Source organism: Pantoea ananatis LMG 2665 (genome assembly GCF_000710035.2).
GTDB lineage: Bacteria > Pseudomonadota > Gammaproteobacteria > Enterobacterales > Enterobacteriaceae > Pantoea > Pantoea ananatis.
Window position 1 is genome coordinate 958,386 of the sequence record NZ_JMJJ01000004.1, and the last position, 19,289, is coordinate 977,674.

Here is a 19,289-nt window from a genome sequence, read left to right on the forward strand (position 1 = left end):
CCTTAATGGCGTCGCTTACTGTTTTAACCCTGTTCAGCCTGGCAGCCCTGCGGCCCAGGTCAAGCGCAACGGTACCGGATGCGTATTGTTTAACCGTTACGCATCCGGTTCGCGCCGCGCCGGGCGTCCTTAAGGCCTTCTGAACAGCGCCATACTGCGGCCTTCCAGTTCAAAGTCCTTCTCTTTGGTGATCACCATCCCGTGTTTGCTGGTATCGCTGGTGGTCAGTTCCAGCACCCAGCCGCCCTCACCGAACTGAGGGATCTGGAAGGGCACATTACCTTCAAACGGGTTGATGAGCATCAGCACGTCATACCAGACGCCATCCTGATGTTGCAGATCGGGTCGGCCGATGTAGACACCGAGCGTTGAACCTTCGTCCCACTGCTCAGCCTGCTGCAGGCCGCCGCCGGCATTGAACCACTTGATTTCCATCCCGTCGCGCCAGCTTTCACGCCGTAACAGCGGCTGGGTTTTGCGCAGTGAAATCACATGACGGGTGAATTCACGCAGGGCTTCGGCCGAAGCGGGCAGGTTATCCCAGTGAACCCATGAAATTTCACTGTCCTGGCAGTACCCGTTGTTATTTCCCATCTGGCTGCGGCCAAACTCATCGCCTGCCAGCAGCATCGGGGTTCCGTGGGAGAAAAACAGCGTGGCCAGGAAGTTACGTTTCTGGCGCTCGCGAACGGCGTTAATGCCTTCGTCGTCAGTGGGGCCTTCCACGCCATAGTTATAAGACCGGTTATCGTTGTGACCGTCGTTGTTGTCTTCACCATTGTCGGCGTTGTGCTTCTCGTTGTAAGACACCAGGTCGTTCAACGTAAAGCCATCGTGCGCGGTGATAAAGTTAACGCTGGCCCAGGGACGACGTCCGCGCTGATCGTACAGATCGCCAGAGCCAAGCAGACGGGCGGCAAAATCGGTCGGGACATTGTTTCCTTTCCAGTAATCGCGCACGGTATCGCGATACTGATCGTTCCACTCCGCCCAGCCCGGTGGAAAGCCGCCGACCTGATAACCACCAGGGCCAATGTCCCAGGGCTCACCGATCAGTTTTAAGCGTGAAAGCAGGGGATCCTGCGTAATGGCGTCAAAGAAGCCGCCGCGGGGATCGAAGCCTTCTGGTTCACGGCCCAGAATGGTGCCAAGATCGAAACGGAAACCATCGATATGCATGGAGTCCGCCCAGTAGCGCAGTGAATCCGTCACCATCTGTAACACACGCGGATGAGAGGTGTTTACGGTGTTTCCTGTGCCGGTATCGTTAATGTAATAGCGATGCTGATCGGGTAAGGTGCGGTAATAAGAGAAGTTATCAATACCTTTAAAGGACAGCGTTGGCCCCAGTTCATTGCCTTCCGCAGTATGGTTATAAACCACGTCAAGGATCACCTCAATGCCCGCGTCGTGGAAGGCGCGGACCATATCCCGGAAACCCTGAATGCCTCGCGGACCAAAATAGCGTGTCGCCGGAGAAAAAAAGTTCAGCGAGTTATAACCCCAGAAATTTTTCAGTCCTTTATCCAGCAGGTGCTGATCGTCCGGAAACCAGTGCACCGGTAACAGTTCGACGGAGGTAATACCCAGGCTCTTGATATAGCCCACCGTGGACTGATGACTCATGCCGTCGTAAGTCCCGCGCATTTCAGGCGGCAGCGCCATGTTCAACTGGGTAAAGCCTTTCACATGCGTTTCATAGACGATCGTTTCAGACCAGGGAACCTGCGGGCGGTTTTGGTCCTGCCAGTCAAATTCGTTGGGGTCGATCACGCGACATTTTGGCGTGAAGGGGGCGCTGTCGCGATCGTCGAACGTCAGATCTTTGTCTTCGTGATACAGGTCATAAGCGAAGTGCGCCTCATTCCATGCGATGTCCCCGGCCAGTTCGCGGGCATAGGGATCGACAAGGAGTTTATTCGGGTTAAACCGATGGCCGTTTTCCGGATCGTAAGGACCGTAAACGCGATAGCCATAGAGCGCGCCGGGCTGCAAGCCGGGCACGTAACCGTGCCAAATCTCATGTGTGAACTCGGGCAAATCCAGTCTGGCTATTTCATTTTTTCCGCTTGGGTCATAAAGACACAGCTCCACGCGTTCTGCATGGGCAGAAAACAGCGCAAAGTTTACGCCTTTGCCATCAAAGTTCGCCCCAAGTTGCTGGCCCGATCCCGACGTAATTTCAAAACGATGATTTGACATCTGTCCCTCTCAATTAACGAACCCCGTTACGGTGTTTCAATCCATGTACTGACCTGCTTTCAGCAAGCTAACAATGCCAGTGCCCAGTAGTTATTTAACGTTTCCAACGAAATACGGTCGGTCAGGTTGATCGTTTCGCCGCTCAGCACATTGCGATAACGGCGATGTGCCAGTTCATCCGGCAGCACGATCTCGGTGGCGGCCCAGTGCGTCGCTGGGGGCGCTTCCAGCTTGAGCTGCGCGTCGAACACAAGTCGGGATGTCACCACAATAATGGCCTCACTGCCCTGGGTTCGCGCAAACGCCAGCAGCCTGTCGGACTGCGCGCCCTCGGCCATAAGCGGCAGATAACTGCCCCGGGCAAAGAGTTCAGGCCTGTCCCGGCGTAAATTGAGCAGCGCCAGGGTGGCAAGCTGGTTAACCTGACCGCTGAGCCAGCTATCATGGCTACCGGGCAGGGCCGTCGTCGCAGAACGTAACATCGCTTCCAGGGCGGCATAATCCGGTTCACGTCGGTTATCAGGATCGACCAGGCTGAAGTCCAGTGCTTCGCTTCCCTGATACACATCCGGCACCCCGGGCGCGGTCAGCTTAATGACTCTCTGGCTCAGGCTGTTCACCAGGCCAGCACGGATAAAGGGTTGCAGCGCCTCAACGAAATCCTGCAGGAAAGGCTGATTTGCAGGTGAGAGCAGGTGACGCGCGTAGCCCAGCACGGCCTGCTCGTACGCGGTGTTGTTCTCGGTCCAGTCAGTGCGCAGTTTGGCTTCACGCAGGGCTTTTTCGACATAGCCTGCGAAGCGTTCGGCAAGGGCATCCAGCCCCGCACTGTCCCGGGGATCTAAGGTGGGCGGCCAGACACCGGCGAGCGCCTGATACAGCATCCACTCCACGGATGGTTCCGGCGCAGGGCCGTCCTCAAGGGCACCCACGGCCTGGCGATTGAGTTCGCGCCAGCGCGCCACGTTCTCGGCCCAGCGCTGGGGGGCTTCCGTCAACGTGTAAAGCCGCGCGCGCGCGTCTTCGCCTCGCTTGGTATCATGCGTCGAGCTGGCGGAAAGGGCGTCCGGCTGACGCGCAAGACGCGTTGCCATCTCATGGTGAAACTGCTGCGGGGAAAACTGCGTCTGTAAGGGTTCCGCGCCCACCTCATTTAACGCCAGCGCGCTGTTCTGTCGGTAAAACAGCGTGTCTTCGATGGATTTCGCCATCAGCGGACCGGTGAGTTGCTGGAAGCGGGTCCGGAAGCTGTTCGCCAGCGCGGTGGACTGGCTGGCGACGTCGCCCTGCATGATCTGCAGCAGGAAATCGAGCATGTGGCTGTCAGGTGCATGTTCCGACGCCCTGACGCCGTCAGCGACGGCCTGAAGACGTTGTTGGTCGTTGGCAGGCAGGCCGTGCGCATTGCCGTAGGTTCGATAGACCGGGAACGCCACCAGCAGTTCGCGCAGTGCGCTGCGGAGCCGCTCGGGATCAATCGCGATGTGTTCCCCCTCGGCAATGGCGCTGGCCAGGTCCATCAGGCGCGAAAATTCCCCGGCAAAATTGCGATCTGCCATCAGGCATTTTGCCTTACGAAGTTCGTCGTCCATCTGCACGACCTGGCCGCTGACGCTTTCACAGGCCTGGCGGAGGGCGTTGAGAGAGTGATTATCAACCAGCACATGCGACAGCGCGGCGATAAACTCATAGCCTGTGGTGCCGGAAATTGGCCAGTCGCTGGGGATCTGCTCGCCTTCACCCAGGATTTTCTCAACGGTGATATAACATGCCTCGCCGGCCTCGCGACGCAACTGCGTCAGATAACCTTTAGGATCGGCCAGTCCGTCAACGTGATCGACGCGCAGGCCGTCAACCGCGCCGCTGTGGACCAGTTCCAGAATAAGCCGGTGTGCATCCCTGAAGACGGTGGGATCTTCAACCCGTACGCCAACCAGCCCGGTCACCTCAAAAAAGCGGCGGTAGGAGAGGTCCCGTGCGGCATCGCGCCACGACATCAGCCGCCAGGGCTGCTGTTGATGCAATGCATCCAGCCCGGCTTTGCTGCGCAGCTGGAGCACGGCTTCTTCCTGTCCCTGCCAGCTTTCCGGCGTAAGCGGATAGTAACTTTCAAAATAGGCCAGCGCAGGCTTGCCGGTCTGGGGATCGCGTTTAACGGCAAGGTCGCCATTCTCCAGAACGGTATCAATATCATCACCCAGAAACGGCAGCGTCAGACGGCGTGACCAGTCGATGTCGAAGTAGTCGGCATAGCGACTGTCTTTACCGTGTTCAAGCACGTCGTGCCACCAGCCGTTCTCCAGCGATGCCGCCATGTGGTTGGGGACGATATCAATGATAAGCCCCAGTCCGGCCTGTTTTAACGTGCTGACCAGACGATCAAACCCCGCGCGTCCGCCAATCGCCGGGTCGATTTCATTAACATCGGTCACGTCATAACCGTGAGTGGAGTCACGGGTGGCGGTAAAGATCGGTGAGGCATAGAGATGGCTGATCCCCATTTTTTTCAGATAGGGCACCAGCGCTGCAGCGCGATCGAAGGTCATGCCATTGCGGAACTGAATACGGTAGGTGGCGGTTGGAATGCTCATTTAGGTTCTCCGGCAGCCAGACGAACAACGATCGCGTTTTGAGGGAGCGCATCGGTGGATTCTGGCCAGGCGAAGATTGTCTCGCCCGGCATCGCCGGCAGGGCGCGATCCTGTTCGCCGATGTTGAATGCCATTGATAACGTGCCCGCCGGGAAACGCCAGCTCACGGCAACAAATCCCTCTGCGGTGTCCAGTACCTTTCCGCTGTTTCCACCCGCCGTCGCCAGCAGCGGCACAATATGCTGCTGCCGGAGTGCCAGCAGTGAGCGGGTCAGCTTCAGCCAGCGTTTTCCTTCTTCGCTCTCCAGCTTGCTCCAGTCCAGTTTTGAACGGGTAAAGGTCGCTTCATCGTTAGGATCGGGAACGCTCTCGCCCTCATGACCGGCATGTCCTTCAAACTCTTTCGCCCGGCCTTCCCGCACGGCTTTCGCCAGATCGCCATGGAAATCTGTAAAGAACAGGAAAGGATGGGTTTCGCCGTACTCTTCCCCCATGAACAACAAAGGGATATGGGGCGACAGCAGCAACGTTGCCAGCAGCACCTGAGTACGTTCGGCACCGGCCAGAGAAATCAGCCTTTCTCCCTGCGCACGGTTGCCAGTCTGATCGTGGTTCTGGATAAAGTCCACGAAGGCCACCGGCGGCTGTCCGGTACTGTCAACACCGCGCGCTTCACCAGACTGCACTGAGACCTCGCCCTGGTAGACAAACCCTTCAGCCAGCGCGCGTGCCACACGTTTTTCCGGCCGATCGGCAAAATCTTTGTAATAGGCATGCGTTTCACCTGTGGCAAACACATGAACGGCATTATGAAAGTCATCATTCCATTCGCCGGTGAACAGTGGGGCGGTGCCATCTTCCGCTCTGGGATGCAGGAAAATCACGTTGCGACAGTCTTCGGTGGTGAGATGGATCTGGCGCTCGGGAATATCTGCGCGAATGCGTTCAGCGATTTCGATCAAAACAGGCGTGTCGGAAACGTCTTCAATCTGGTCGATGGCATCGAAGCGCAGGCCGTCCAGGTGGTATTCCTGCAGCCAGTAGAGCGGGGCTTCAACAATATAACGTCGCACCGCATCCACATCATAGGCAATGCCGGCGCCCCATGGCGTCATCCGGTCTTTATGGAAGAAGTCTGGTGACAGCAAGGGCAGATAATTCCCTTCCGGGCCGAAGTGGTTAAGCACGATGTCCAGAACAACCGCCATGCCATAGCCATGAGCCGCGTCAATAAACGCTTTAAAGTCATCGGGCGTTCCGTAAGCGGCATGTGGCGCGTACAGGAGCACGCCATCGTAGCCCCAACCGCGCTGCCCGCCAAACTGAGAAACGGGCATGACTTCAATCATGGTAATGCCGGTTTCCGCCAGATAAGGCAGTTTCTTTATCGCAGCCTGGAGCGTGCCTTCTTCGGTGAAGGTGCCCATATGCATTTCATAAACCACGCTTTCCTGCCACGGGCGGCCTTGCCAGGTGGTGTTCTGCCAGCGGTAGTGAGCAGGATCGACGACCAGAGACGGGCCATTGACGTCATTCTGTTGCGCGCGTGAAGCGGGATCGGGAATCACCGTGCCATCGTTCAGCACAAAGTTATAGGTTGCCCCCGCCTGTACATCGCTGACCTGCAGCTCAAACCAGCCGTCTCCGGCGGGCGTCATGGCAAGATCTTTATCCGAAAGTCGTAAACTAACCTGCTGTTGACCCGTTGCCCAGACGCGGAAACGCACGTTGCCATCGGCCAGATATTCGCTTCCCCAACTCTTAAAAAAAGATGTAGATACCATTCCGTTGCCTCTTTAACCAGAAAGTACGCAATAAGCACCACCACGCTATCGGTAAGCCGATGATGCGAATGCAAAATGATGTTAGCGAGATCAGGAGCCCGGGAGGTCGGTGCGCCTTAACAGCCTTTCCCCGTGCCATTATTCAGATATTGTTATGTGTAATACCGCATGAGGCACCCGGCAGTGCCTGCTTCACACAACACTCTCAACAAATAATCATAGACCAGGTTCCAACATTTACTGCCGCCGCGCGCAATGTACCCTGTGGCTTTTCCCCCCAGCGAGGCCGGGCTGTCCGATGAGCCCGGCCTCCATTTGCCTCTGCACAGGGTAAATCAGAAAAAGAGCACGGGCATCAGGCAGAAAAAAACCGCCTTTAACAGCGGTTTTGACGCAAACAGACCAGGTGGACGCCCATTCTGCGTGCGTTTAAGGTGTCAGCCCTCCCGTGGCAGGGCGGGCTGCTACTGTCATCAGGCCGGAATGGATTCGGCCTTCTGGCTACGCGACCAGACGCGGTGTTCTGCCATCGCAGCAGTAAAATCATTCATCAGCGCGATTTCAGCATTATCGGCTTCCACGATGCCTTCCTCCTGCTGATTTTCATCCAGATCAAACTGCGCTTTGAAACGGCGTGCTTCACCACTCAGGCCAATGACTTTCAAATGTTTGTAAGCCTCCAGCAGGAAGTAGCGTGCATCTCCGCTTTTCAGCAGGGCATCAACGTTACCGTCGGGGACGATCACCGCATCAAAGGTCAGCGAAGGTAGCCCGTTAAACGTGGCATCGATCGGCAACAAAGAACCATCGTCCGCGCTGACCTGGCCCATATGCGCCGCCAGCAGTTTGGTGTGCACGCCAGCAGCGGTGAGATGCTGCAGAATAGCCAATACGTCGTCGGCTTTTACGCCTTCGCTCAGCAGCAGCGCGACCTGACGGCCTTTGATGTCGGCATCGGGAATGGCATACAGGCTCAGGCTGTCATCGCGCTGCAGGCCATTGACGTCTTTTGGCGGGGCGGTGTTGAGCTGCTCATCGCTGAGATCAATCCCGAGGTTGGCGGCCACCCCTTGGGCCAGTTTGACATTGATGCGCAACAGATGGTCCACCACGCGTTCACGGATGTAAGGGCGGGCCACCTTACTCAGCTCAAAAGAGTAGGCGGCAATGATGTGCTGCTGTTCAATGTCAGTCTGGCTGTTCCAGAACAAACGCGGCTGGGCATAATACTCACCAAACGAGGGGCTACGTTCGCGAACTTTGTGGCCTTCAACGCGCTCCTGATAGCTTTCGAAACCGCCCCCTTTTGCAGCAGGCGGTGTTTCCCGTGGCCAGTTGTCGTTGATAGAGTTGGGTTCGTAGTTGGCCGGATTCGTATCAATATCCATCCGGTGCATGCCCTGCCGCTGGAAATTGTGGTACGGGCAAACCGGGCGGTTGATCGGGATTTCGTGGAAGTTTGGCCCACCGAGGCGGCTGATTTGCGTATCGGTGTAGGAGAACAGACGGCCCTGTAACAGCGGATCGTTAGAAAAATCGAGTCCCGGTACGAGATGCCCCGGATGAAAGGCAACCTGTTCCGTTTCAGCAAAGAAGTTATCCGGATTGCGGTTCAGCACCATTTTGCCGACGCGCACGACGGGCACCAGCGCTTCCGGAATCAGCTTGGTGGCGTCCAGAATATCGAAGTCGAACCGGAACTCATCTTCTTCCGGGATCATCTGCAGGCCAAGCTCAAATTCCGGGAAATCTCCCGCTTCAATCGCTTCCCACAGATCGCGGCGGTGGAAGTCGGGGTCGCGACCGGTCAGCTTCTGGGATTCATCCCACAGCAGCGAGGCTTTGCCTGCCAGCGGTTTCCAGTGGAAACGAACAAATGTCGCTTTGCCTTCATCGTTAATCAGGCGGAAGGTGTGAATACCAAACCCCTCCATCGTGCGGTAGCTGCGCGGAATACCCCGGTCAGACATCGCCCAGATCACGTTGTGCAGAGTTTCAGGCTGTAGCGACACATAGTCCCAAAACGTGTCGTGAGCACTCTGTCCCTGAGGGATTTCATTATGCGGCTCAGGCTTTACCGCATGTACAAAATCGGGAAACTTGTGGGCGTCCTGTATAAAGAACACCGGTGTGTTGTTACCGACCAGGTCAAAAACGCCTTCATCGGTGTAGAACTTGGTAGCAAAACCGCGAATATCACGCACCGTATCCGCTGACCCCGCGCCGCCCTGGACCGTCGAGAAGCGCACAAATACCGGCGTGATTTGCTCTGGCTCACTCAGGAAGTGCGCCTTAGTTACATCCTTTAGTGAGCAGTAGGGCTGAAAGTAGCCGTGGGCGGCTGAACCGCGCGCATGCACGATGCGCTCCGGAATGCGCTCATGGTCAAAATGCGTGATTTTCTCCCGCATGATGAAGTCTTCAAGCAGCGTCGGCCCACGTGAGCCGGCGCGTAATGTGTTCTGATCATTTGCAATACGGGTGCCCTGATTGGTCGTCAGCGGGCTGTCCGTTCCGTTTTTACGGTTCGCTTCCAGTTGATCGAGTTTCGTGCTGTGCGTGTCGGGTGCTTTAAGGCTACCCGGCGCGGTGGGTTTTTTACCCGGCGGCGTCGGTTCGGCTGGGGGTTGATGTGAACCCTCTTTAGGTGCCAGCGAGCCCAGTCCGGGTTGTGAGGATTCCGGACCCGTTGTGGGGGCTGGGTGATTCAGAGGATTATTCTTTTTCTCATTCGACATGACACGTTGCTCCAGCTTTTTTTTACTACTTGAGGTGCCAGTAAATATAGAACAACTTAATTAATAAGCTTATAAATATTGCGTTTAATGGTGCTGGTAAAATAATTATCGGATGGCGTAACGCAAAATCAGGGAGATATTAAGAAAGGAGAAAATAATTTAATGATGAAACCAAATGGTTATTTAAGCGTGGCGGTGGTGATTTAATATATTGATATTTATCGGTTTGTTATTTATTGGTCGGGGAGGTTATTGTGTATTGATGGCGTGAAGCTGTTTTATCAAACCAGGCCTTTTCTGAAAATGCGGGGATTAAGTCGGTTACGCTTCGCTAAAGTCGGCTGAGTTTTATTTTTTCCGTTGCGCTTATTAACGCGCAAGCGAAGCCGATATTATCCGTGAGCAATCGGTATTTAAACATGGGGATCGTTATCCTTAACGGGAATAACAGGCAGGGGTGAGAAAGGGTGAAAATCGCCAGTCCATGGCGTATTACCTCCTTAAGGCGCCTTACTCAGATCTACTTAGAGGTGCGACGGCTGTTTTTGCCTCCTTTCCGACCGGCCTCCCTGGCTCTTTCAGGATCGTTTTTGAAATTACCTCCGCTGGCTTTGCCTCCTGCACTGCCCGCTTCACTGGCTCGCTCAGGATCGTTGGCAAAATTACCGGCACCACCTCTGTATTTCTGTTGTGTCATAGACAAGACCTCATATCAGGGTTCCTTAGATAAGAAGGACTAGCTAGTCACAGCGGTAAGTTTAGTTCTGATACGAAATTATGCCACTTTGTCATCCCTTGTTCCTGGTCGAAATCTAAGGGTATTTACTTGTAAAATCAGTGAATAAATTCTGCCCGCAGACTAAACAGGTCGGGCGCCGCAATGTGCTGTTATACGTCATCCGTTACACTCTGCCCGTCAGTGCGAAATTATTGGTAAAATAAAGCATTAACTTATTGAAAGTTATGCTCTAAATGGCGAAATTTGAATTAGCTGTTACACTTTCTGAATACCGTTCAGGAGTGTTTATGAAATTAGGCTTTGCATGTAAGTACTTAAACGAACAGGGCAAGCAATATTTTCCCTTCCGCGCGACCACGCGTACCCGTTTTCTCGGTCTGGGTGAGGCCCAGCGCACCGCGCTGATTTACGAGATTTCAAAGACAAATTTGCAGAACCTGTATCTGACGCTGGAAGCTATTGCGGCACTGCCAGAGGCGTTAAGGATGATGCGCATTGGCAGTGATTTACTGCCGCTGTATACGGTGCCGCAGGCAAAGCCGTTATTTGCAACGTTTTTACCCGAGCTGTATCCGCTGTTCGCCCGCTGCGGCGAGCTGGCGCGGACGCATCATATCCGGCTGTCATTCCACCCGGGACAGTACAGCGTGCTGGCGTCGGATAATCCTGATGTCGTGTCACGTGCCTTAGAGGATGTGGAATATCATGCTCTCTGTGCCTGCCTGATGGGCTACGGCAAAACCTTTCAGGATTTTAAAATCAACATTCATATGAATGGCAAACTCGGGTTTGAAGGGTTCAGGCAGGCATTTCAGCGGCTCAGCCCCGAAGCCCGGTTGATGCTGACGGTGGAGAACGATGAGATATCGTGTTCGCTGGATGATGTGCTGCAGGCCCGGTCGCTTTGCCCTGTGGTGCTGGATATTCATCATCACTGGGTTAAAGAGAATCAGTTTATTCAGGCCAGTGATGCAAGGATGGCGCAGATTATCGACTCCTGGCGCGGCGTACGCCCGGTGATGCACTACTCGATTTCGCAGGAGGGAATTATTCCGGCCGAAGGCTTTCCGGACCAGCAGGATCTCAGTGTGCCGAAAACCAAACTGCGTGCGCATTCTGATTACTATTTCAATGCCACGCTCAACGGCTGGGCCTTGTCCTTCGGCGACTTCGATATCATGTGTGAGGTAAAAATGAAAAACCTGGCGCGTGAACAACTGTATGACTGGGGCAGGCGTAATAGCCTGATTACCTGAGACGTGCCCGTTGCGGGTCTGAAGTGACGTCAGCGGCGGGCACCGGCTTACCCGGCCAGCAGCCCGCAGTGGCTGTTGCGCTTTGATCGCGACGGTCGCAGCGCGATCGGGAATGCCAGAAAATCGTTCAGGCCGGTATCCTTTGTCTGAGGATAACGCCGCGTAGCCAGCACCTGACCTGTTGCTTCGGCGATAACCTCTGCCAGCAGATCCCATTGGCTAAGGGCGCATATCAAAAGGCCTGCCGTTCGCCTTGACGGGCAGGGCCGATGAGAGGATCCGGGATGGGTTTCTGCCGCCAGCGAGTGTGTCCTTCGCTGGCGTTTCCCTGCTGACAGCCTAACGAAGGGGGAGGTTCCTCCTCGTACAGCTTGATGAGTGACGAAACATGCTTCTCCCAGCCGTAATTAAACCCAACGGCAGGAAAATTCACAGAAACGGGCGAAAGATAACGCGCGACGAGCAGGGTTATCACGCCCTCTTGCTCAACTATTGTCGTGAAAAGATTGCCAGACAGGCATAAAAAAGCCCCTGAATCAGGGGCAAATTTTTAGGGAAGGCAAAGCGTCCTTGCTAAGTAGCGTGTCATCACAACAAAATTAAAAACGAGCCTCGCCCGGCGTACGCTGAAGCACAATCTCCAGGGCCTGACGATAGATATCCTGTTTGGTCGCGTCGGTTTCGCTTTCCAGTTTATGGATTAAGCCCAGCACCATATCTTTTTCAGAAACGTGTGCTTTAAAGGCCGCGAGTTCTGACCAGGTCTCTGCAATCACATCTTTTTCACTGGTGAAATGCTCACCCGCATTCATGAAATATTCAGAAATCTGAGACTCGGTATTGGTTGTCGTTTGCATAGTAGCCTCAAAATCGTGGAAACCGTTTCTGCCCGTGGCAGAGAAAAATTTTGCATCTGAAGGTGGAAATCCACTCACCTTCAGATGCGGTGCAAGGCACCTTTCGTTACAAGTGACTTAACATCACGCCGTAAAGTTATACAAAAAAATTACCTTTGTACAATTTTTTGCGAAAAAAAATCGGTGGTCGGAGGAGTTTTTTCACCATCAGCAACGCTGTGTAATGGCTCTGCTCGGTATTTTACTCTGATTTATAAGGGTTTTTTTCATTTTTCCGCGTTTCGGTTTCCTCCTCGCTGTTGTACAAGACTGTACAAAGTTGTACAGATCAAGCTGTATAACCTGGGATAAAACGGCATCAAAACGCTGCCCGCCAGGAAAAATCTGTACAACATAACGCTGATAAAGCCGCGTTGAGCCCGATCCCTGTCCGCTGGCAGGTGCGATAATCTGTCAAAGCGACAGGATGGCGCTGCGCTGCCGGGTGGCGAGATAGCGTCAGAGATGACGTCCATGTTGCATGCGCGTCAGAAATCAGAAAGAGGGCAGTAGCAACCCTGTTTGTGCGTTACAGGGGCCTGACGCTGGCTTTGTGGGCGGCGTTGCAATAATTCACTTCCTTCTGCCCCCGCAGGGCGTTAAGGTTTACGCCTCTCGAATCAGAAGGAAATGATAATGGTTAACGACTATTTTTCGCTGCCGCCGGCAGGCATGACACAGGAACAGCATAAACGTACGGTGGCGGTTGCGGCGGCACTGGCGGTGGCAAAAGAGTCCGTCAGCGCTTCAACGTCTGCGAATGGCTCGAAAGCGGCGTGGGATCTGCAGGCCGTGGCAAACGAAATCGCCAATCTGGCCGATGCGATTCAGGACGCGCTGGAGTCCGATAACGAAGTATAACGGTGTCAGTGCGCTGTCGTCAGGGCAGCGTCCGGCCCCTGGATTAGCCGCCGGGGCTCAGGTTGTCCGGGCGGCGCAGCCCGTCAGGCGTTGACGGCGATCCGCATTATTTCGCCGCGCGTTGTGTGGAGAAATAAGCCAGCAGGCGCGTCATCTTTTGCTGGGGTGAGGTGTCAGTTGCGCCACTGTCGCTGACGTCGCCCATCCAGCGCTCATCCGCTTCCGGATGCGGCCCGGTTAACACAACTGTCCCTTTGCCGTAGACGTAACGCGCCATCGCCACATCGCCATTACGGTAAAAAGCCACAGGTGTAAAACCGTCCTGCTGTGTCTGACCAACAAGATAAGGGCCATCCTGATAATAAAAGGTTTCTTGTCTGTGATCCCAGGTCACCGCGATCGTGTAATCACCCTCATCCGCGATGTGTGAGCCCGGACGTCCCACTTCAGAGTCAAGGGGCGAGGCGATGAGCCCCAGCCAGTTACTGTCCGCCAGGTAGGCTCCCATGCACAGACCGAGATAGCCTTTGCCACTGCGGACAAAATCGCGCACGGCACGGGCCCCTTCATCACCGAGCGCGTCATAGGCAGCGGGGATGTCCTGGCCGCCGCCGGGCTGGATATAAAGATCAAACTGGCGCAGGTTCTGTGCATTCAGCTTTCGTTTTTCGTGCTCACCGATATAGGCAATGCTGAGTGGCATCGCGACGCCACGAAGCGCTTTCACCACCATTTCAGAACAGCCCTCACAGCCTGCCGCACCGCGATAAACGGCAACGTTTAGCGGAGTTTGTGCCGCCAGGCTAACGCCGGATGCGACGCTCAATGCAAACAGCATCGCGGTGAAAATCCCGCGTCGATAGCGGACACGTTGTGATGCGTCAGAAGCGAGGCGCATGTTGCATTTCCTGTCAGACAAAGAAAGAGAAGATTTCCGTAACGGCCGCTGCCGCAACGGAAAGCCGGTTGGCTCAGGCAGCGTGCCAGGCCGACATCAACATACCGCAATCTGATGTTCTTGAGCAACTGCTCAATTCAGGGCGGTGATTATCCCGCACTAACCCTTTTGGCCGACGAGACTCTTGAGCACACCGCCGCCAGCGGGGTGGCGGTGTGCGCAGTCGCGCGCTGAACGCCCTTATTTGTTGTACCCTGAGGCGACAATTTTCGCTGCACCCGCCAGCACATCTTTACGCGCAGCGGCGTGCTTATCAGGCTGGGTGTAATAGGTTACCAGCACCAGCGGTGCATGATGCGGTGGCCAGATGACGGCAATATCATTGGTGGTGCCGTAATCACCGCTTCCGGTTTTATCTGCAACCGTCCAGCTGGCGGGCAGGCCTGCGCGTATGCTGTTAGCACCTGTTGTATTGCCTTTCATCCAGTCGGTCAGTTGCTGACGTTGCGCGGGTGCCAGCGCCTTGCCCAGCACCAGCTTTTTCAGGCTTTGCATCATGGCATCAGGCGATGTCGTATCACGCTTATCACCCGGGATAGCGGTATTCAGCTCCGGTTCTTTGCGATCGAGCCGAAAGGTGCTGTCGCCAATGCTACGTGCAAACGCATTGACCTGCTGCGGGCCACCCAGGCGGGTCAGCAGTGCGTTCATAGCGGTATTATCGCTGTATTGCAGCGCCGCCGCGCTGAGTTCTGCTACCGTCATGGTGGCGCCGACGTGTTTTTCAGTGATGGGGTTATAGTTAACCAGGTCGGCTTTATGAATGGCGATTTTTTCACTCATCAAGCCGTCCGCGCTTTCGCTTTTTTTCAGGATGGCCGCAACGGCGAAAACTTTACTGGTGCTGCATAGCGGAAAGCGCGCATCTCCCCGGTAGGTGAAAACGGTGCCATCGGTGGTGTCGGTTACCGCCACACCCAGTCGTCCGCCCGCGTTTTTTTCCAGCTGTTGGATGCCGCGTTGCAGTGCGGCCTCGTCAAAGCCGGCCTGGGCGGCAAGCGGCATCGCGAGTGCCAGCAGGGTAACGGCCGTGCTGGCGCGTCGTCTGAACAGATGAGTCATAGTCAATCTCCACTGATGAATGCCCGCCTCGCTGAACAGAGGCAAGGCATAACGGTTAGCCGCATCGTTGCGCGGTCAGGATTAAACGAAAAGTTGCCCTTCAGCCCCTCGTTAAACTTATGTCGATTTAAAAGATGTCTCGCGCCTGGGAAGCTGTCCGCTGAGGCCTGCATCCTGCTATAGCACGTTTTTTCTGAAGAAAAGCGTTAGCGGAGGAGATGGTAGGGGATTTCAAAATTCCGACAAGCGAGATAATTTGAGAGGAGCCAAAAGAATTTCTGGGGGTAAATGTGAAACATGATGTTCCGCTTAACGCACTTCGGGCTTTCGAAGCCTCCGCCCGCCACCTGAATTTTACCCGCGCGGGCCTGGAGCTGTTTGTCTCTCAGGCCGCCGTCAGTCAGCAGGTCAGACTGCTGGAAGAACGACTGGGCGTCGTCTTATTCCGCCGGTTGCCGCGCGGTCTGGAGATGACGGATGAGTCCAGGCTGCTGTTTGCTGAAGTGTCAGAAGCCTTCACGCAGCTTGAAAACGCCTGGCGTCGTTTCGAAGGGGGTGAGTACCGAGAGGTAGTGACTGTCGCCTGCGTGGGGACTTTTGCATTGGGCTGGCTGTTACCCCGGCTTGAGGCGTTCCGTCAGCAGCATCCGGCGCTGGAACTGAACGTACGCACCAACAATAACGTGGTCAACCTGGCGGGCGAGGGCGTGGACTATGCGATTCGGTTTGGCTCTGGCGCCTGGCCCGCCACGCAGAATGAACGGCTGTTTACGGCTCCGCTTACGGTGCTTTGTCGCCCCGACGTTGCCCGCCGCCTGCAACAACCCGCCTGCCTGTTACGGGAAAATCTGTTACGTTCCTACCGGGCTGATGAGTGGGACAGCTGGTTTACGGCAGCGGGGATCACACCGCCCAGGATCACCGGCCCGGTATTTGACTCGTCACGTCTGATGATTGAGGCCGCGTTTCATACGGGCGGCGTTGCGCTGGTGCCGGCGTGCATGTTCCAGCGTGAACTGGATGCCGGTACGCTGGCCCGTCCTTTTGCGCTAGAGATTGATGTCGGCAGCTACTGGCTAACCTGGCTCCGTTCAAAGAAGATGACGCCATCGATGGAAATATTCCGTGAATGGATAGGGCGGCGGGCAACAGGCGAAGGCGAATAGCCGGATAAGCCCGACAGCCTGTTGTGAATAACATTACTCGGGTCGAGGTAACCCGCGTTAACCGGATTAAGAGAGCAAGGCGGCCTGTGAGCCGCCAGCGGTTTTTTCACTGGCCCCCTTCGTCACAGGTGTAAAAAAACAGGGATTCATTTTATTATGCCCACTCTGCGTTCAGGAATGCTCTGCGCCGCTTTTTCATTTTCGCTGGTTTCCCGGTAATTAAGAAACCAGATGATAAACTCACTGTTATTTTTCACGCCAAGTTTTTTCATGACACGTTGCTTAATATAATATGCAGCGTGCACGGGAAGCGCCATCCAGTCTGCTATTTTATTCATTTCCATTCCCGTCATAAAAAACCACGTTAATGAAATTTCATCGGTTGTTAAAGATACTTTCTGTCCGTGACGGTTTTTTAATTCCATGCTGTGCTCCTTTCCCTTATAAGGCTGTCAGGTCAGGGCGCATCATAGCGCTGGGCGGCGGTGAGAACACTTCACGTATTCTTTACTTATCTTAATAATTATATTAACAGTTAAATCAGGTGTTTATATGTCTTCATCAGATCTGATCTACGCAGGCATGATCAGAAGCAGTCAGGAAAAGCATCTCTTACCGCACCGCGATACCGGGCGCGCCCCGCCGGGGGCCAGCTGAAACGGCTTATCACTGACGGGCCAGGTTTCTGTGATTCCGCTTTATCGAACGGTGTGCTGTGCGTGCGGGGATAAATACCCTGTCCTGGCATCAGGCCGGGAAGAATAATAAAAACGGCCGGAGGTTAACGCAACAGGCGGCGCCTTGTGTCTTTCATGTTGTGTCTTTCATCAAATCGCTATCTGAATAGCGATACGTCGGTATTAATATAAGGCATAACGACAATCATTATTTGCAGTTTATTATTGGCAGAAAATTAAATCAGTCAGCGCCAGAATACAAATGCTGCCGATGTTGACGCTGCCGTTCATCGGGACCAGACAGAAAAGCGCGTTAATTAACGGGAAACATGCAGGTGAACGGCCCACTGAAATACCGTGCGTGTGACCGTTTCAGGGTCGTGAACATGACGCAGCCACGGCGTCAGACAAAAAGCGCGCCACGAACGAAACAGGTTCAGGCGCAGAGAAAGCTGCAGGTGAAAGAATGACCTGAATGCAGGATTGCTGAACAGTTGCGTAAAACCTGCCCGGCGCGGCTGCAAAAAAATCTGTATCCACATCAACCGCTTCATATAAACCCTTGCCATTTCACTTGATCAAACCCGTTGATCGCGATTACTGTAATTATATACAGTTATTTTGAAAGGGGAGGTAAATGTGGAGCTTATCAGGCCAGCAAACGTCAGTGAGTTACTCGCGTTGCCGCTGTTTATGGAGCGGGTGCCATGTGGTTTTCCATCGCCGGCTCAGGACTACGTAGAGCAACGTATTGATTTGAACAAGCTGATCGTTCAGCACCCCAGTTCGACCTACTTTGTACGGGTAAGTGGAGAGTCGATGACCGGCGCAGGCATTAATGACGGCGATATGCTGGTGGTGGACAGCGCGCTAAGAGCCTCGCATGGCGATATCGTGGTCGCCTCTGTCGAGGGGGAATTTACCGTTAAGCGTCTTCAGCTTCAGCCCTGTCTGCAACTGATGCCGATGAACCGGCAGTTTAAACCGATTGCGATTAGCACGGAGGATGCGCTGGAAGTGTTTGGTGTGGTGACCTATGTGATCAAGTCGGTTTATTAATCATGTTTGCGCTGGTAGACGTGAACAACTTTTATGCCTCCTGTGAAACGGTGTTTCGGCCCGATCTAAAAGGAAAGCCCATTATTGTGTTATCTAACAACGATGGCTGTGTGATTGCACGCAATGCGGAGGCAAAAGCCCTGGGCATTACGATGGCCGTGCCCTTTTTCAAAATGCGGGAGATTATTGCCCGTCACAACGTGCAGGTTTTTAGTTCCAACTACGCCCTTTATGCGGATATGAGTACCAGAGTGATGACGCTGCTGGAGGAAATGGCGCCCTCGGTAGAGATTTATTCCATTGACGAAGCCTTTCTGGATCTGACGGGCGTCAGTCACTGTATGTCGCTCGACACCTTCGGCCGCGAGATCAAAACCCGAATAAAAAAAGAAGTTCATCTCAATGTGTGCGTCGGCATTGCCCCCACCAAGACGCTGGCAAAGCTGGCTAACCATGCCGCAAAAAAGTGGAGTAAGACAGGCGGTGTTCTGGATTTGTCCAACAGAGATCGACAGAAAAAGTTGCTTTCACTTGTGCCGGTCGCCGATATATGGGGCGTTGGCAGACGGCTCAGCCAGCGACTTGAGGAAATGGGGATTAAAACGGCAGATGATTTAGCCTGCCAGAGCACCAGCCTGATTCGTAAAAATTTCAGCGTGGTGCTGGAGCGCACCGTAAGAGAGTTGCGCGGCGAACCCTGTCAGGATCTGGAGGCGCTCGAACCCACCAAACAACAGATTATGTGCTCACGCTCCTTCAGCAGTCGCCTGTCAGACTATACGCAGGTGCGGCAGGCCGTCTGCACCTACGCCGAACGTGCGGCCGAAAAACTCCGCAAAGAAAAACAGTACTGCAGACAAATCGGTGTGTTTTTGCGCACCAGTCCACACGCGCCCGGCGAAAATTTTTACGGTAATCAGGCCACGGGGCAACTCCTGACGCCGTCTCACGATACGCGCGACATCATCCGGGTGGCGACCGAGATGCTCGACTATATCTGGATAGAAGGGCATCGCTATATCAAGGCCGGCATTGTCCTGAGTGATTTTTTCGACCATGGCGTAACGCAGCTGGATCTGTTCGACGAACGCTCGGTTAACCCCGGCCGTAACGATCTGATGCAGGTGATCGATTTGATTCACAAAGAGGGCAAAGGAAAGATGTGGTTTGCCGGGCAGGGGACGGAAAAACGCTGGGCCATGAAGCGCGAGATGCTGTCGCCGGCTTACACCACCCGCCTCAGCGATTTGCCCGTGGTGAAGTGACGGCGGCCGTCGTGACATCGGTTTCAGGCGCGGTC

Annotated in this window: 16 protein-coding genes; 5 read left to right on the top strand and 11 right to left on the bottom strand. The window is 54.6% G+C overall.

The features are described 5' to 3' along the window. Positions 1–129: 129 nt before the first annotated feature. The 5 genes from glgX to EL29_RS06360 all read right to left on the bottom strand — a co-directional run bounded on the left by glgX (position 130) and on the right by EL29_RS06360 (position 10,012). Positions 130–2,202 (bottom strand): glycogen debranching protein GlgX, encoded by a 2,073-nt coding sequence (gene glgX / locus EL29_RS06340; protein WP_013025627.1) that lies wholly within the window; start codon positions 2,200–2,202, stop codon positions 130–132. 59 nt (positions 2,203–2,261) lie between these two features. Then, on the bottom strand, positions 2,262–4,793 hold the full coding sequence (treY, locus tag EL29_RS06345) for a malto-oligosyltrehalose synthase (protein ID WP_028715082.1): 2,532 nt from the start codon (positions 4,791–4,793) through the stop codon (positions 2,262–2,264). Further along, on the bottom strand, positions 4,790–6,577 hold the full coding sequence (treZ, locus tag EL29_RS06350) for a malto-oligosyltrehalose trehalohydrolase (RefSeq protein ID WP_028715083.1): 1,788 nt from the start codon (positions 6,575–6,577) through the stop codon (positions 4,790–4,792). The genes treY and treZ overlap by 4 nt, the downstream gene beginning before the upstream one ends. A gap of 473 nt (positions 6,578–7,050) precedes the next feature. After that, positions 7,051–9,315, bottom strand: coding sequence for a catalase HPII (katE, locus tag EL29_RS06355; protein WP_028715084.1), 2,265 nt, complete (start codon positions 9,313–9,315; stop codon positions 7,051–7,053). Positions 9,316–9,835: 520 nt separating this feature from the next. After that, complete coding sequence (locus EL29_RS06360) at positions 9,836–10,012, bottom strand: con-10 family general stress protein (protein WP_014605940.1); 177 nt, start codon at positions 10,010–10,012, stop codon at positions 9,836–9,838. A 329-nt stretch (positions 10,013–10,341) separates the two neighbouring features. Here EL29_RS06360 and EL29_RS06365 point away from each other — a divergent pair, with 329 nt between their 5' ends. After that, complete coding sequence (locus EL29_RS06365) at positions 10,342–11,310, top strand: UV damage endonuclease UvsE (RefSeq protein WP_028715085.1); 969 nt, start codon at positions 10,342–10,344, stop codon at positions 11,308–11,310. Between the two features lie 47 nt (positions 11,311–11,357). Here the strand turns inward: EL29_RS06365 and EL29_RS06370 are convergent, their stop codons facing one another. Then, positions 11,358–11,546: a ferritin family protein gene (locus tag EL29_RS06370; protein ID WP_022622461.1), complete on the bottom strand. Its 189-nt coding sequence runs from the start codon at positions 11,544–11,546 to the stop codon at positions 11,358–11,360. 363 nt (positions 11,547–11,909) lie between these two features. After that, positions 11,910–12,167 (bottom strand): biofilm development regulator YmgB/AriR family protein, encoded by a 258-nt coding sequence (locus EL29_RS06375; protein WP_014605938.1) that lies wholly within the window; start codon positions 12,165–12,167, stop codon positions 11,910–11,912. 675 nt (positions 12,168–12,842) lie between these two features. On the opposite strand from EL29_RS06375, the gene EL29_RS06380 reads away from it, so the two are divergent. Further along, positions 12,843–13,067, top strand: a complete 225-nt coding sequence (locus EL29_RS06380) for a hypothetical protein (protein WP_014605937.1) — start codon at positions 12,843–12,845, stop codon at positions 13,065–13,067. 106 nt (positions 13,068–13,173) lie between these two features. On the opposite strand, the gene EL29_RS06385 is transcribed toward EL29_RS06380, so the two are convergent. Both EL29_RS06385 and bla read right to left on the bottom strand, forming a co-directional pair. Further along, positions 13,174–13,965 carry a BPL-N domain-containing protein gene (locus EL29_RS06385; RefSeq protein WP_013025636.1) on the bottom strand — a complete coding sequence of 264 codons (792 nt, stop codon included), beginning with the start codon at positions 13,963–13,965 and terminating at the stop codon, positions 13,174–13,176. A gap of 240 nt (positions 13,966–14,205) precedes the next feature. Continuing rightward, complete coding sequence (bla, locus tag EL29_RS06390; RefSeq protein ID WP_024471830.1) at positions 14,206–15,087, bottom strand: class A beta-lactamase; 882 nt, start codon at positions 15,085–15,087, stop codon at positions 14,206–14,208. Between the two features lie 278 nt (positions 15,088–15,365). On the opposite strand from bla, the gene EL29_RS06395 reads away from it, so the two are divergent. Then, positions 15,366–16,253: a LysR family transcriptional regulator gene (locus EL29_RS06395; RefSeq protein ID WP_196492566.1), complete on the top strand. Its 888-nt coding sequence runs from the start codon at positions 15,366–15,368 to the stop codon at positions 16,251–16,253. 146 nt (positions 16,254–16,399) lie between these two features. Here the strand turns inward: EL29_RS06395 and EL29_RS06400 are convergent, their stop codons facing one another. Continuing rightward, complete coding sequence (locus EL29_RS06400) at positions 16,400–16,678, bottom strand: helix-turn-helix transcriptional regulator (RefSeq protein ID WP_014605934.1); 279 nt, start codon at positions 16,676–16,678, stop codon at positions 16,400–16,402. 569 nt (positions 16,679–17,247) lie between these two features. Then, positions 17,248–17,472, bottom strand: a complete 225-nt coding sequence (locus EL29_RS06405) for a hypothetical protein (RefSeq protein ID WP_028715086.1) — start codon at positions 17,470–17,472, stop codon at positions 17,248–17,250. 97 nt (positions 17,473–17,569) lie between these two features. On the opposite strand from EL29_RS06405, the gene EL29_RS06410 reads away from it, so the two are divergent. Together EL29_RS06410 and EL29_RS06415 are read left to right on the top strand one after the other, a co-directional pair. Then, positions 17,570–17,989, top strand: a complete 420-nt coding sequence (locus EL29_RS06410) for a translesion error-prone DNA polymerase V autoproteolytic subunit (protein ID WP_028715087.1) — start codon at positions 17,570–17,572, stop codon at positions 17,987–17,989. Positions 17,990–17,991: 2 nt separating this feature from the next. Beyond that, positions 17,992–19,254: a translesion error-prone DNA polymerase V subunit UmuC gene (locus tag EL29_RS06415; RefSeq protein WP_015700390.1), complete on the top strand. Its 1,263-nt coding sequence runs from the start codon at positions 17,992–17,994 to the stop codon at positions 19,252–19,254. The last annotated feature ends 35 nt before the right edge of the window (positions 19,255–19,289 follow it).